At 69.2% G+C, this 13,905-nt stretch carries 13 protein-coding genes; 6 read left to right on the forward strand and 7 right to left on the reverse strand.

Translation table 11 applies throughout. The features are described 5' to 3' along the window. Position 1 precedes the first annotated feature (1 nt). The 3 genes from ACFZAU_RS39310 to ACFZAU_RS39320 all read right to left on the reverse strand — a co-directional run bounded on the left by ACFZAU_RS39310 (position 2) and on the right by ACFZAU_RS39320 (position 3,860). Positions 2-1,264 (reverse strand): hypothetical protein, encoded by a 1,263-nt coding sequence (locus tag ACFZAU_RS39310; protein ID WP_500556189.1) that lies wholly within the window; start codon positions 1,262-1,264, stop codon positions 2-4. Continuing rightward, positions 1,257-2,798, reverse strand: a complete 1,542-nt coding sequence (locus tag ACFZAU_RS39315) for an alkaline phosphatase D family protein (RefSeq protein WP_500556190.1) — start codon at positions 2,796-2,798, stop codon at positions 1,257-1,259. The genes ACFZAU_RS39310 and ACFZAU_RS39315 overlap by 8 nt, the downstream gene beginning before the upstream one ends. Before the next feature lie 279 nt (positions 2,799-3,077). After that, positions 3,078-3,860: a hypothetical protein gene (locus ACFZAU_RS39320; protein ID WP_500556191.1), complete on the reverse strand. Its 783-nt coding sequence runs from the start codon at positions 3,858-3,860 to the stop codon at positions 3,078-3,080. A 283-nt stretch (positions 3,861-4,143) separates the two neighbouring features. Here ACFZAU_RS39320 and ACFZAU_RS39325 point away from each other — a divergent pair, with 283 nt between their 5' ends. Then, positions 4,144-4,581 (forward strand): NAD(P)H-binding protein, encoded by a 438-nt coding sequence (locus ACFZAU_RS39325; protein WP_500556192.1) that lies wholly within the window; start codon positions 4,144-4,146, stop codon positions 4,579-4,581. A 32-nt stretch (positions 4,582-4,613) separates the two neighbouring features. On the opposite strand, the gene ACFZAU_RS39330 is transcribed toward ACFZAU_RS39325, so the two are convergent. Further along, a complete protein-coding gene (locus ACFZAU_RS39330) occupies positions 4,614-5,828 on the reverse strand; it encodes an RNA-guided endonuclease InsQ/TnpB family protein (protein ID WP_500556193.1) in 1,215 nt (404 codons plus the stop codon). 48 nt (positions 5,829-5,876) lie between these two features. Between ACFZAU_RS39330 and tnpA the strand changes: the two genes are divergently transcribed. Together tnpA and ACFZAU_RS39340 are read left to right on the forward strand one after the other, a co-directional pair. Then, positions 5,877-6,305 (forward strand): IS200/IS605 family transposase, encoded by a 429-nt coding sequence (gene tnpA / locus ACFZAU_RS39335; protein ID WP_500556194.1) that lies wholly within the window; start codon positions 5,877-5,879, stop codon positions 6,303-6,305. Positions 6,306-6,462: 157 nt separating this feature from the next. Beyond that, positions 6,463-6,879, forward strand: coding sequence for a Rossmann-fold NAD(P)-binding domain-containing protein (locus ACFZAU_RS39340; protein WP_500556195.1), 417 nt, complete (start codon positions 6,463-6,465; stop codon positions 6,877-6,879). Between the two features lie 46 nt (positions 6,880-6,925). On the opposite strand, the gene ACFZAU_RS39345 is transcribed toward ACFZAU_RS39340, so the two are convergent. From ACFZAU_RS39345 to ACFZAU_RS39355, 3 genes are all read right to left on the reverse strand, one after another. Beyond that, on the reverse strand, positions 6,926-7,603 hold the full coding sequence (locus tag ACFZAU_RS39345; RefSeq protein WP_500556201.1) for a flavodoxin family protein: 678 nt from the start codon (positions 7,601-7,603) through the stop codon (positions 6,926-6,928). Positions 7,604-7,785: 182 nt separating this feature from the next. Further along, complete coding sequence (locus ACFZAU_RS39350; protein ID WP_500556196.1) at positions 7,786-8,430, reverse strand: RraA family protein; 645 nt, start codon at positions 8,428-8,430, stop codon at positions 7,786-7,788. A gap of 307 nt (positions 8,431-8,737) precedes the next feature. Next, entirely contained in the window at positions 8,738-8,896 is a 159-nt protein-coding gene (locus ACFZAU_RS39355) for a hypothetical protein (RefSeq protein ID WP_500556197.1), read from the reverse strand. 456 nt (positions 8,897-9,352) lie between these two features. Between ACFZAU_RS39355 and ACFZAU_RS39360 the strand changes: the two genes are divergently transcribed. Genes ACFZAU_RS39360 through ACFZAU_RS39370 form a run of 3 tightly spaced genes read left to right on the forward strand, consistent with a single transcriptional unit; the run spans position 9,353 to position 12,990 of the window. After that, complete coding sequence (locus ACFZAU_RS39360; RefSeq protein ID WP_500556198.1) at positions 9,353-10,366, forward strand: polyprenyl synthetase family protein; 1,014 nt, start codon at positions 9,353-9,355, stop codon at positions 10,364-10,366. A gap of 47 nt (positions 10,367-10,413) precedes the next feature. Further along, positions 10,414-11,589 carry a terpene synthase family protein gene (locus tag ACFZAU_RS39365; RefSeq protein WP_500556199.1) on the forward strand — a complete coding sequence of 392 codons (1,176 nt, stop codon included), beginning with the start codon at positions 10,414-10,416 and terminating at the stop codon, positions 11,587-11,589. A 30-nt stretch (positions 11,590-11,619) separates the two neighbouring features. Further along, a complete protein-coding gene (locus ACFZAU_RS39370; RefSeq protein ID WP_500556200.1) occupies positions 11,620-12,990 on the forward strand; it encodes a cytochrome P450 in 1,371 nt (456 codons plus the stop codon). The last annotated feature ends 915 nt before the right edge of the window (positions 12,991-13,905 follow it).

Consider the following 13,905-nt stretch of genomic DNA (forward strand, 5'->3'; position numbering starts at 1 on the left):
GTCACCAGTCCGAGTTGGTCGCCCCCAGACTCAGCAGGACCTGGTCGAAGGTGTTGCCGTCGTTGTCGTCGGTGTACGCCATGGAGAGTGTGCCGAACGGGGAGGAGGCCAGCGCGAGCTGCTCCTGCCGGCCGGTCGTGACCTGGCTGACGGACTGGGCCGGCAACCGGCCGGCGGAGGTGCCGTCGGGGTTGAGGCCCCGGGCCCAGACCGCCGGATCGGTGCCGGCGATGCTCCAGCCGACGACTGCGTCGCGCTGGTCGTCGATGCCGACGGTGGGGTTGCCCGCTCCGGCTCCGCCGGACACCTCGACCTCGGCCGAGCCGGCCGTGCCGGTGGCGGTGAACGACCGGGCCCAGACGCCGCGGGTCCCGGTGTGGTCGGACTCCCACGCCACGGCGAAGTCGCCGTTGAAGTTCGCGGCCACGGCCGGGCGCTGCTGCTGCCCGTCGGCGATGCTGTTGGCACTGCGGCGGCTGAGGGTGACGGCCCCGTTCGCCTTGGCCAGTTTCACCAAACCGATCTGGTAGGTGCCGTTGTTGTCGGTGTCCTCGTCCCAGACGACGACGGCGTCGCCCGAGGCGGACGTCGCGATGTCGGGGTTGTGGTGCGCGCCGCCGGTCGCGTTGACCGTCACCTCGTAGGCCTTGGTCGTGGTCCCGGTGAACCCTGCCGCCTTCACCGTCGCCGCCGCGGTGCCCTGGATGTCCTCCCACACCACGGAGAACGCGACCGCCGTGGTGCTGTTGGGCGCGCCGTCCGGATCGACCGCGACGCGCGGATGGATCTGCTGGCCGTCGGCGCTCGCGTTGGCCTGGCCGGAGCCGAGGAGTGCGCCGGCCGGGGAGAGGACTCGGTAGGTGATGTTGTAGAACCCGTTGCCGTCCGGGTCCTCCTCCCACACGACGACGGTGTTGCCCCGGTCGTCGATTCCCACGTCGGGCTGCAGATGCCGCCAGGCCACGCCCGAGGTCCCGCCGGCCGAGAGCTTCTTCTCGTAGGCGGAGACGCCGTTGCGGTACATCCGCACCCACACGTCGCTGTGCGCGTTGTCGCCCGGGGTGGCCGAGTCGCGGTCGTCCTCCCAGACCACGGCGGTGTCGCCGAGGCGGTTGGCGGCGATCGAGGAGGTGTCCTGGTCACCGGCGGAGTCGCTGTTCGCGGTCGCCCAGGACGAGGGCCCGGCCGCGGAGGCCGGGGAGACCATGGCGAGGACCGCGGCGAAGCCGGCAACGGTCGCGCCCAGTACGGAGAGCTTACGCATCGGCCAACCCCGGCTGTCCGTCGTGAATGACAAAGGTCCGCGCGGTCGTCGCCGCCGCGCCGTGTTCGGTCACCGTCGCCACCGACCGGAAGTCGGCTGTCAGCTGCGACCGGGTGATGTGCGTGCGGACGTAGCCGCGCCGGTTGGAGTAGAAGCGCAGGTGCGGGTTGAGGGACCCGTTGGGGATCGCCGTGGTGGCGGTTCCGTTGCCGGTGCTGGTGATGGAGGTGCAGACCAGCTCGGAGCCGATCGTCGCCGACGACGGGTTGGCGTAGTCGGCCTTGAGGTCGTTGCCCCACGACGCGTGCACGTCACCGGTGAGGACGACCGGGTTGCGTACGCCGCGGTCGATGATGCCCTGCTGGATCCGGGCCCGGCTGCCCCGGTACCCGTCCCAGGCATCCATGTTCATCGCGCCCGCCGAGTTCACGTTGCGGGCGAAGAAGACCTGCTGGCCTATGAGGTCCCAGGTACTCAGGTGCTGTCCGAGCCCGTCGAGCAGCCACGCCTCCTGGGCCGGGCCGGTGATCGAACGGGACGGCAGATCGGCGTCGGCGCAGACCTTCGTGCCGTCGCCGCAGGCCTGGTCGTCGCGGAACTGGCGGGTGTCGAGCATGTGGAACGTGGCGAGGGTGCCCCAGCGGACCCGGCGGTAGAGCTGGATGCTGTTGCCGGAGGGGGTCGCGGCGGCCCGCAGCGGCATGTTCTCGAAGTAGGCCTGGTACGCGGCGGTGCGGCGCGCGGTCCACTGGGCCGCCGTGAGCGCGGGGCTGCTGTCGGCGCGGACCATGTTGGCGTAGTTGTTCTCCACCTCGTGGTCGTCCGGCACGACCAGCCACGGCGCGATCGCGTGCGCGGCCTGGAGGTCGGGGTCGCTGCGGTAGAGCGCGTAGCGGCGGCGGTAGTCGGCCAGCGACACGATCTCGCTGCCGAGGTGCTGGCGCACGGCGCCGGAGGTGGCGCCGCCCTCGTAGATGTAGTCGCCCAGGTGCAGGATCAGATCGGGGCGGTCGTCGGCCATGCGCCGGTAGGCGGTGTAGTAGCCCTGCTCGTAGTGGGCGCACGAGGCGAAGGCCATCGTGAAGTCGCGCCCGACCGTGTTCACCGCCGGTGCGGTGCGGGTCCGGCCCACCGGGGAGATGAATCCCTGGGCCCGGAAGCGGTAGTAGTACTCGGAGTCCGGGGCGAGTCCGCCGGCCAGTACGTGGACCGCGTGGGCCTGTGCGTAGCGGGCGGTGAACGTGCCGGAGCTGACGAGGCTGGTGAAGTTCTGGTTGGTCGACACCTGCCAGTCGACGGCGACGTCGGCGTTGGGCATGCCGCCTTGCCCGTCCGCGTTGGTCGGTGTGGGAGCCAGACGCGTCCAGAGGACCACGCTGGTGTCGTCCGGTTCGCCGGAGGCGACACCGAGGGTGAAGGGGAAGGGAGTGGAGGCGGCGGCCGACGGCTGGGCCATCGCCCCGAGTTGGAGCGCTGCGACGCTCGCGGTGGTGAGCCCGCCAAGGATGAAGATGCGGCGACTGAGGTTGCTCATGGCCGCAGATGCTCGCGGCCACGGGTGAACTTCCCGCCCTGCGACGGGGGCGGTCAAGTGACATGATCGAACCGCGAGTTGGTGGGCATTTATACGGATGTCGCGGGCGCCGGCGCCGACGCTCGGCCGCTGATCAGCGCTTGCGGTTCAGCCGCGCTGTTCACATTCCCGGCGTCTGTTAACCACCCGTCCAATGACGGCTCTGAGGCGCAACCCGTCCTTCATCTGTAGGCATGCCTCGGCCAACGTGCAGCACGCCCTGAGGGCCGTCGCACCCGTTCAGCCGACCGTAGTGTTCTGTGTCGCTTCGCGTGCTTCGGTCAGGGCTCGCTGCCTGAGGTTGCCGCCGGACAACTGCATCGTGGTGGCGGCCAGGATGTCGTCCCTGCCGATGGTCCGCCCGTCGCCCTCGCGGGTTGACAGGGCCCGGTGGGAATCCTCGAGGAACGGGGGTGGGGCCGGTTCACGCGGCATCAGCAGGGCGGCGGTGCCGAATCGCTTCATTCCGCCCTCCCGGACGACCAGGGCCGCGTCCCGGGCGAGATCCGTCAGGAACGCGCTCGCGATCCCGTCCAGGTCGCGGACCATCGCCGGCACGGCCGTCACCCTCTGGCTCCGCAGCAGCCTCTTGACCCCGGCCTCGAACCTGTGGGCGCCGACCACAGCAGTCGGTTTGCGCGACCTGCTGCGCCCACGAGGAGGCACGATCACACCATCGGCGTCGTACAGGACACCGGTCAGGCCTCGGAACGTCGGGCTGTGGTCGTACCACGTGGTCCCCACCTCGAACTCGACATCCCGGTCGATCGCCGCGAGGAGGTCCCCGGGGATCAGCTTCCTCCGGGCCTCCCCCCCCGCCGCTCTCCGCGCGCCGTCGATGATCTCCGCCAGAACTGTCCGCGTCACCGAAGCGGCGGCCCACGCCGCCGACCGAGAGACATCCATCGGGGTCACGTCCCTGAACACCGCTCTGACGAGGGAAGGCCTGAACGGCAAGACATCCGTCACCGAGGCGGTCCCGGGACCGCCGCGCTCCCGGCGGCGTGCGGGCAGTGTGGTCATCGGATGGAGCGCTCCCTGCAGTCGGAGTCATCAGAGACACACACCTCATCATGCGGACCCGCTCCCTTTCCCCACCCCCCGTCGAAGCGGCACCGGGTCAAGGGCCTGACGGGCGCATTTCCGCGTCGTCCGCCTGCCGAGGTGGCGACCCTTGGCCCATTAGATGCTAGATGTAATCTTTATGTGGGTATGGTCCGATTGCCGGCGAGGATACGCACGGAAGGTGCACGGACGGACACCAACCGCGCACGTGCGCGCCGGCGGAGCAGAGGGGAAAGCATCAATGACCTCGATCTTGATCACGACAGCCAACGGCGCGACCGGCCGGCCGATGGTCGACTACCTCCTCAGGGAAGGCTTCGACGTGCGCGCCATGGTCCACACGGACGACGAGCGGGCCCAGCGGCTACGCGACAAGGGCGCCGACGTCGTCTTCGGCGACCTGCTCAACCTCCCGGACGTTCGCAAGGCCCTGGAGGGCGTCCAGCGCGCGTACTTCAACTACCCGATCGGCGACGGACTGGTGGAGGCCGCGGTGATGTTCGCCCAGGCCGCCAGGGAGGAGGACCTCGAGCTCATCGTGAGCATGTCGCACTTCCAGTCCCGGCCCCACGCACACAGCAAGGCCACGCAGAACCACTGGCTCTCCGAGCAGCTCTTCGCATGGTCGGGGGTCCCCAACACCCAACTTCAGGTTCAGGTCACGTTCTTCATGCAGTGACTCCTCCACCCCGTAAACGGGGTGGCTTCTCGCTAAGCCGGTTGGGCTTTGCGACGGACCAGCCCGGCCCGTAGTACGTTCAGGGCGCCCACCGTGTCAGCGTGTGCGGTGTGGCCGCACGAGACGCAGTGGAACTTCTCCTGCGTGGGCCGGTTCTCCGCGCTGGTGTGTCCGCATTGCGGGCACTGGCGCGAGGTGTTGCGGGGGTCCACGGCGATCACTTCCCGTCCGGCGCTTTCAGCCTTGGCGTGCAGGATCCTCAGGAACACCCCCCAACCGGCATCCGAGATCGAGCGGTTGAGTGCGGTCTTCGCCGCCGCGCCCCCTGGCAGGAACGCGCCCGGCTTGTCCGGGTGCGGCTTGGGCCTGGCGGTGCGGACCATGTTGCGGATCTTGAGATCTTCGTGCGCGATGAAGTCGTGCTCACGGACCAGCGTGAGGGCGGTCTTGTGTGCGTGGTCCAGCCGCTGGCGGCGCACCCTGCCATGCAGCTTGGCGACCTTCTCCACCGCGCGGCGGTGATTGGCCGTGCGCTTGTCCCGGCGTACCCGCGGGAACTTCGACAGGGCCTGCTGCGCGGCTTCGAGCTTCGCCGCGCCCGTACGGCCGTGGCGCGGGTTGGGAACGAATCCGCCGCCGGAGTCGGCGAGGAAGTTGGCTATGCCCAGGTCGATGCCGACCACACGGCCCGTCGCGGGCAGCGGCTCGGGCTGGTCCCGTTCGGCGGTCAGCACAACGAACCACTTACGGCCCTCGCGCTTGACGCTGACCGTCTTGACCTTGCCGACCACCGGCCGATGCTGATGCACCTTTACATGCCCGACACCCTGGAAGCGAACGCGGGTGACCGGGTCGTGCGGCGTACTGTCCCAGCGGCAGCCGTCCCCGTCCTTGGGGAAGTCGACCGTATCGAACCAGTTCACCCCTCGAAAGCGGGGGTATCCGGGCGCCTGACCAGCCTTGATACGGCGGAAGAACGCGGCGAACGCCTTGTCCAGCCGGCGCAGGGTGGCCTGCTGCGAGGAGAACGACCAGCGGCCCTGACACTCCGCGTCGAACGCCCGGATGTCCTTGAGCTGCGCGGACTGCATTCCGTAACCGACGCTCGTCTGCGACACATGCCGGTAGGCGTCACGGCGCTCCTGTAACGCGCCGTTGTAGAGCGAGCAGTGATCCCGCAACATCTCGGACAGGGCCTGGTCCTGACCGACGGTGGGCCGCATGAGGAACTTGTACGTACGGATCATCAGCCCACCCCCTTCGGTGCGAGTCGATCCCGACTCTATCATTGGTTCATGTCACCACGCTGGGAACCAAACCCTGATGTGCGACGCGGTCGTCACGTCGTTCACCACCTGCATGCACACTTGGTGTTCGTCACCAGATACCGGCGGAACGTCTTCAACGACACCATGCTGACGCGCTGCGAAGACATCATGCGGAAGGTGTGCGAGGACTTCGAGGCCGACCTGATCGAGTTCAACGGCGAAAACGATCACGTACACCTATTGGTGCACTACCCACCGAAGGTCGCACTCTCCAACCTGGTCAACTCCCTCAAAGGCGTCTCTTCGCGCCGCCTGCGACAGGAATACACCGGCCAGCTCAACCAGGCGATCACGCACGGCCGCTTCTGGTCCGGATCCTACTTCGCCGGCTCATGCGGCGGAGCGCCCCTCCAGATGGTCAAGGACTACATCGAGAACCAGAAGCGGCCCAACTGAACGCGGGCCACCGGCAGAGCGCTCCGAAGCGAATGCTCCGGCGCCCCGCGCCGCAGCGCTCAGGATCGGATCCCCTCCCCGCCTGAAGGCGAGGATTCCCTCCGAAGAACAGGGATGGCTGCTCTACATCTCCGGGCTGATCCGCTACGGCCGCTACGTGATGCCCTTCGGCAAGGAGAGCCGTTTCGCCCCGATCGCCGGCCGCGACATCGCGCTGACCGCCGCCAGAATCCTCGCCTCGCCCGAAGAGCACGGTGGGCAGGTCTACGCGCTCACCGGCCCTGTGGAGTACAGCCACGAGGAGCTCGCCGCCGAGGTCAGCCGGGTGCTGGGCAGGGACCTTCCGTACGAGCAGGTCACCGCGGCCACCTTCCTCGAGATGCTCGGCATCGGACATGACATGGCGAAGCTCAAGCACTTCGAGGCCGTGAACCTCGACCAGCAGGAGGGCCTACTCGCCGGCATCAGCGACACGGCGCCGCGCATCAACGGGCGGCCGCTCACGACGGTCGAGGAGTTCGTCAACGAACACCGCTCGGCCTTCGAGCTCGACTACGGCAAGCCGAGTACGTAGTCGGCCGGCGCGGGGCGACTCCCACGCACCGGTGACGGCCACGAGGTCACCGGTGTTCCGGGTTCGGGAAGTCGGGGCGGCAGCCGGCGTCCCACTCGGCGCGCTGGTTGCCGTATGCCGGGAATCCCCCTTCGCGTCGCAGCACGGCCGCCAGATGCAGGAGGTTGTAGGTCATGAACGTCGTGTTGCGGTTGGTGAAGTCGTTCTCCGGGCCGCCCGAGCCCGGGTCGAGATACGAGGGGCCCGGTCCGGCCTCCCCGATCCACCCGGCGTCGGCCTGCGGCGGAATCGTGTAGCCGAGATGCTGGAGGCTGTAGAGGACGTTCATGGCGCAGTGCTTGATCCCGTCCTCGTTCCCGGTGATCAGGCAGCCGCCGACGCGTCCGTAATAGGCGTACTGTCCGGCGTCGTTGAGCAGGCTGGAGCAGCCGTAGAGCCGTTCGATGACGCGCTTCATCACCGAACTGTTGTCCCCCAGCCAGATGGGCCCGCACAGCACGAGGACGTCAGCGGCCAGGACGCGCTCGAACAGATCCGGCCAGGCGTCACTGGACCAGCCGTGTTCCCTCATGTCGGGCCAGACACCCGTCGCGATGTCGTGGTCGATCGCGCGGACCGTCTCCACCTGCACGCCGTGCCCGCGCATGATGCCCGCGCTCAGGTCGATGAGCCCGTCGGTGTTGCTGACCTCCGGCGAGCGCTTCAGCGTCGTGTTGACGAACATGGCGCGCAGTCCGTCGAACTGCGGCACCTGCGCCGCGGGGGCGTCCGTCGGGTGGGCCGTCACCTGTTCCTCCCAGCGTGGGTCCTGTCCGGAGGACGCCCGGTGGGGAGCGATGTCCTCTTCGAGGAGGCTCACCCACACACGGCGCGCGGGCAACCCGACGACCGGGCGTACCCTCGCCGCTAGCGTGGTGGGTGCTTGTCGAGGATCCGCGCGACGGCTTCGGTGTCCTCGGCGTCGATCCTGGCCGCCTCCTGCAGGACCCGCTCGATGCTGGCCCGCGGGATGACCACGGCTCCCGCGGTGTCGGCGAAGACGTAGTCACCGGGAGTCACGCACACACCTGCGATTTGTACCGCGACGCCGGCCGCGAACGGCATGATGGTGTCGCCGCCCCAGCGTGTCGCCTCGCCATGGCACCAGGTCGCGAACCCGTGGTCGCGCAGCTGGGCGAAGTCCCGCAGCCTGCCGTCCGCCAGCACTCCGGCCAGCCCATGACGGACGACCCGGGACAGTTTCGTGCCGCCGCCGTGCGAGACGTCCGGATAACCGCCGCTGGAGAGCACCAGGACCTTCCCCGCCGGGTCGTCACCGACCGCCTGGTCGAAGAGCTCCCCGAAGCCGGCCGCCGTCTGCGGCAGGTCGTCCCGGTACGGGAGGTAGGCGAGGGTGGCGGCCGGACCGAAGAGCGGCCTGGTGGGGTCGGGGCTGGACAGGGCGACGATGTGGGCGCGGTGCTTGTGGATGCGGCCCATCGCGTCCACCAGCGGCGCGCAACCGAGCCGTGCGGCCGCGGCCGCGTACTCGGCACCGTGATCACTGCTCATGCGTCTCCTCCTGCCCCGCTCGCGATCGGTCCGCCGTTGCGGCGCGCCGTGTTCCAGGCGGGCCCCGGGCGGTCGGGAGCGTCACGGGCGAGCGCGGCCACCGGTTGTCCGGCCCGGGCACATCGGCGGGCGCCCGCAGCGCCGCGGGGGTCGCCGATGCCCCATCCGGGTGATCGCCGCCTGATACGTCCGTACTCACGAGCACGCGTCCTCGCGGCAGCGCGGTTCAGCCGATCCTAGGACGGAATCGGCTCGCCCGCCCGGGCTGCCGAGCGTGGGGGTCCCCCTGGCGTGGGCGGAGCGCCGGTCAGATCAGTTGGTTGCGTTCCAGCGAGAAGTAGGTCACCTGGTAGTGGCTGCTCTGGATGTGCGAGGGCAACTGCCGCACGTGGTCGGCGCGGATGGTGGTGTAGACGTCGTGCCTGGTCATTCCGGGCGCGGGGGTGTAGGTGCCGGAGAAGGTCATCAGATCCTGGTCGCGGTGGCTGAAGGTGATGATGAAGCAGTATTCGACCAGGGGTCCGCTGGGTGCGACATGGCCGCCTCTCGGTGGTGTGGGCTCGGCTCAGCGAGTACGACGTACGGGTGATCCATCGGGTTGCGGTCGTCGCCGTTGCGTACTGTCCGACGGGATGCAAGGCATTCAGGGATCCGACGCCTTCGACGATGTGGCGGAGCAGCCGGGGCACCCGGCAGTGGTGCGGTTGCTGGACCCCGTCCCTACGTCTGCGCTGCTTGCCACCGGCCGCGCTCCCGTTGCTCCCGTGCGCCGCTGCAGCTCCGTTGGGCTGGTCTCAGGCCGGGCGGCATGGTGGGGGCGGCTGGTTCCGGGGTCTGCGAGGTGGGGGTGTGGGTGGAAACCGCTGGCCCGTCCAGAGCGTCGGTGTTGGATCTTCAAGCTGTGCGGTCGGGGGTCGATGCGGTGCTGGACGACTTCTTCAGCTCCCGCCTTCGCAGTGCCGAGACGGAAGCCGAGGGGACGTTCGCCCTCGCCGGGGACGTGCGCGACTTCGTCACCCGCGGCGGGAAGCGGCTTCGTCCCCTGCTGTGCGCGGTGGGCTGGCACGCCGGCGGGAAGACGACGGTCTCCGACGTCGTGCTGCGGACGGCGGCATCGCTGGAGCTGTTCCACGCCTTCGCACTGATCCACGACGACATCATGGACCGCAGCGACCTGCGTCGCGGGGCGCCGACCGTGCACCGGGCCGTGGAGTCGCGCTACCCCGATCACCCGGCTCGCGAGGATGTGGGGACAGGGGCAGCCATCCTGGCGGGGAACCTGGCGCTGGTCTGGTCCGATGAGCTCCTGCACACGGCCGGCTTGTCTCCGGCTGAGCTGGCCGCGGTGCTGCCGGTGATCGACGTGATGCGCATGGAGATCGTCTACGGCCAGTACCTCGATCTGACCACCCGCGTGAACGCGCACGGCGGGGTCGAGTCGGCGCTGCGGGTAGCGCGCTACAAGACCGCGAAGTACACCTTCGAACGGCCCTTGCACGTGGGTGCCGCCCTGGCCGGAGCCGGGGAGGGGCTGCGCGCGGCGTTGAGCGCCTTCGCGCTCCCGGCCGGGGAGTCCTTCCAGCTGCGTGACGATGTGCTGGGCGTGTTCGGCGCATCCGAGCTGACCGGGAAGCCGGTGCTGGACGATCTTCGTCAGGCCAAGCCGACGGTCCTGATGGCCTTGGGGTACCAGCGGGCGGACACCCGGCAGCGGCTCGTCCTGGACACCCTGGTGGGCCGACCAGAACTCGACGAGCACGGGGCAGAGCACGTTCGACGTGTCCTGCGGGAGACCGGGGCCTTGGACGCCGTCGAAGACATGATCCGGTTGCGTCACCAGCAAGCGCTACAAGCCCTGGATGACGCGGCCTTCCCGGCACCCGCGGCCGACGCGGCCCGGAGGTTGGTACACGGCGTCGCGGAGCGTACGGCATGACCCGGCGTCAACTCGTCAACATGTCCCGGGCAGTGGAGGAGTGCACCGTGGCCGATTACACCGCCGCCTCCGACCCGGAATCCCGCGATGTGGCCGGAGCCGGCCCGGACATCGTGGTGCGACTGCCGGCGATGTACTTCCCCATGCCGTGGCGCCGCCATCCGGAGGTCGAGCTGCTCGAGGAGCAGGGCCTGGCCTTCATGGAGCGGCACGGCCTGTGCCACGGTCCCGGACGCCGTGAACGGGTCGCGGGCACCAGGTCCGCGCTGTTCTTCGCGGGCAACTGCCCCGGTGCCGACACCGAGCGGCTCCAGATGGCCGTGGACTGGACGTACACGATGTTCGTGTTCGACGACTTCGCCTGCGACGAGGAATCCCCGGAGGATGCCTTCTCCTTCCTCGACCTGGCCGTGCGCGTCATCCGCACACTGGAGAGCCCGACCGCGGGCTTGCTGCCGCCGGAGAGTCCCTTTGCCGGGCCGGTGGTGGAGCTGGCCGAGCGGCTGCACCGCCTGGCCTCTCCGACCCAGCGTCGCCGTCTGGTGGACGCGCACCTCTCCTGGTACCTGGGCGTGGCGTGGGAACGCGCGGCCCGCCGGCAGCCTGTGATGCCCAGCCTCAATGACTACCTCTACACCCGCCTCCTGTACGTCGCCGGATTCCCGACCCTCGCCTGGTTCCAGGTCAGCGAGGTGGACGACATCCCCGACCAGGAGATCAACGCGCCGGCCGTGCACGCGCTCACCGAGATGGCCAGCATGGTCGCCGCGCTCGACGACGACCTGTTCTCCTACGGCAAGGAGGTGTGGTTCGCCGCCCGGCGGCCTGCCGAGACGGGACCCGTCCTGAATCTGGTCGGCCTCTACCTGGCCGAGCCCGGGTCCACCCAGCAGGACGCCCAGAGGCAGGCTGTCGCCTTGCGCGACCGCATCCTGGCCCGCTTCATCGAGGTTCGTGACATCGTCCAGCCGACCGCTTCCGAGCCGCTGCGCCGCTATCTGTCCAACCTGACCTACCTCATCCGCGGCAACTACGAATGGGGCATAAGGGCAGGGCGCTACACCGATCCCGACGGCCGCCACCCCGGCGCCGTACGCGTGGCAACGAGCCCCGTCGCGGACGTTCCCAGCGCGACCGGCGCGCCCCCGGACATCCCTTGTATCGGCTGGTGGTGGCACGCGCTGCCCACCGGCGCCTCGGCCCGCCACAAACGCGCCGACTGACCACCCGTACATGCGGCTTCGGAGCAAAAGATGAAGGACTTGCGTTCACTACCCGCCGCCCCCAACGGGCTTCCTCTGGTCGGTCACCTGCCGCAATTGCTGCGCAATCCGTTGGCGTTCCTGACCTCCCTGCCCGCCCACGGGGATCTGGTCCGCATCCGGCTGGGGCCGCTTGCCGTCGTCGTGCTCTGCGACGCGGAACTCACCCGTCACGTCCTCATCAGTGACCGTGTCTTCGACAAGGGCGGCCCCGTCTACGATCGTGCGCGGGAAGTGGCGGGCAACGGGCTCCCCACGTGTCCGTACAGCGAGCATCGTCGGCAGCGACGCATGATCCAGCCGGCCTTCCACCCTGCCCGTCTCCACGCGTACGCGGAAACCATGACGGGCTGCATCGACGAGCGCACAGCCGGCTGGCACGCCGGACAAGTCCTGCACATACCCACCGAGATGATGGCGATCGCCTCCAAAGCCGCGGCTGCCGCCTTCTTCTCCCGCACGCTTCCCTCAGCCGAGCTCGGCCGGATCCTCGACGACGTCACCACCCTCATCAACGGCATGGGCCGCCGTATGCTGATGATCCCCCCGTTGGACCGGCTCCCCACCCCACGCAACCGTTCCTACCTGCGGGCCCGAGCCCGCCTGCGAGACACCCTCGATCAGGTCATCGCCCAGCGCCTCGCGGAGGGCACCGACCGGGGCGACCTGCTCTCGGCCCTGATCGCGGCCCGTGACCCCGAAGACGGCGGCCGCGGCATGAGCGCCGCAGAGATCAGCGACCAGACGATCGCGTTCTTCCTGGCCGGGACGGAGACCACGGCGGCCACCGTGGGCTGGGCACTGGATCTGCTGGCCGAGCATCCCGAGATCGAGCAGCGCGTCCACTCCGAAGTCGACACGGTCCTGGGCGGTACCGCGGCCACCCACGCACACTTGCCCCACCTGCCACTGGCCGAACGTGTCATCACCGAAACCCTACGGCTGCGCCCACCGGGCTGGTTCATCACTCGTGTGGTCTCCGCCGACACCGAACTGGCCGGGCATCGACTGCCGGCCGGCACCACCGTCGCCTACAGCGCCTACCTCATCCACCACAAGCCCGACCTCTACGCCGACCCCGAAGCCTTCGATCCCGACCGCTGGGATCCCGCGCGCCCGCAGCCGCCCCGCCACGCCCTCATCCCCTTCGCAACAGGCGCCCGCAAATGCATCGGCGACACCTTCGCCACCACCGAGGCCACCCTCGCCCTCGCGACCATCACCGCCCGCTGGCGTCTGGAACACCTGCCCGGCCACACAACCCGCCCCGCCCTCGCCATGACCTTGCGGCCACGCGATCTCCGCATGCGGGCACAGCCCCGTACCGCCACTCGAACTCCTGACGGGTGCTCGGCGGGGTGAGCCCGCCAAGAGCGTGTCCTATGTGGTCAGGCAGAGGAGCCGTTTGCAGCAGCAGACAGCGGCGGCGTGCGTTCGAAGCGGTGGTTGAGCCAGCGACCGCGGGGAGGCCGCCCCCGGACAGCCCCGACCGAGAGCAAACGGCCCGCCCGCCGAAGAAGGACCGGGCCGAGCACCACCTCGCCGTGCGCACCGGCGGGCATACCCGGATCATCACCCGGAGCGCGCGGCGCCCCCCTCGCATCGGGACTGCGACAGCGCGGGGCAGCCGGATGAGCGCGTCAGGCACACCCTGCGCAAGCCCGCCTCGCGCACCGAACGCCCCCAGGCATCCACAGTGCGGCGGTCCCGCCGCCGCCCTGGCGATGGCGCGTCTGTCGGATCACCCCGCCCCATGCGCTCGACCCTCGCCAAGACCGTGCTGACCGGAGCGGGCGCTGGCGGCCACGGTTTACAGCCGCGTCTTGGGAAAAAGCTGGAACTTGCCTCCTCCGACCGTCCTGAAGTGCGAAAAAGGCGGCCAAGCACCCCATCGAAGTCGACAAGGCACAGCGACATCTCGCTCTAATGCAATGGGCGGTCCCGACCCTGACGGGAGGACTGCTGGTCCTCAATGCCGTACACAACGAACAGCAGCGCCCCGCCCAGCAGGTTCAGGGAATGTGGCAACGGGCTCTATCGCTCGCTCCCCACCTGCCCGCCACCCCGGACTGGCACCACCTGGTGCACTGACGGGGCGCCGAGCAACTCGGGACTGGACCAGACAAACGCAGTGCGGCCCTTTCGTCTGCATAGGCTCCGCCACAGCCACAGCCACAGCCGGGCTAGTGGCTCGGCTCGGATGGTCGACCAGGTAATTGATCGGCCATCGGTCTCCCGGCAGGGTGTCTCCAGGATCTGATCGTGGAGGTGGCTGTG

It is taken from the genome of Streptomyces sp. NPDC008238 (assembly GCF_042956445.1).
GTDB lineage: Bacteria > Actinomycetota > Actinomycetes > Streptomycetales > Streptomycetaceae > Actinacidiphila.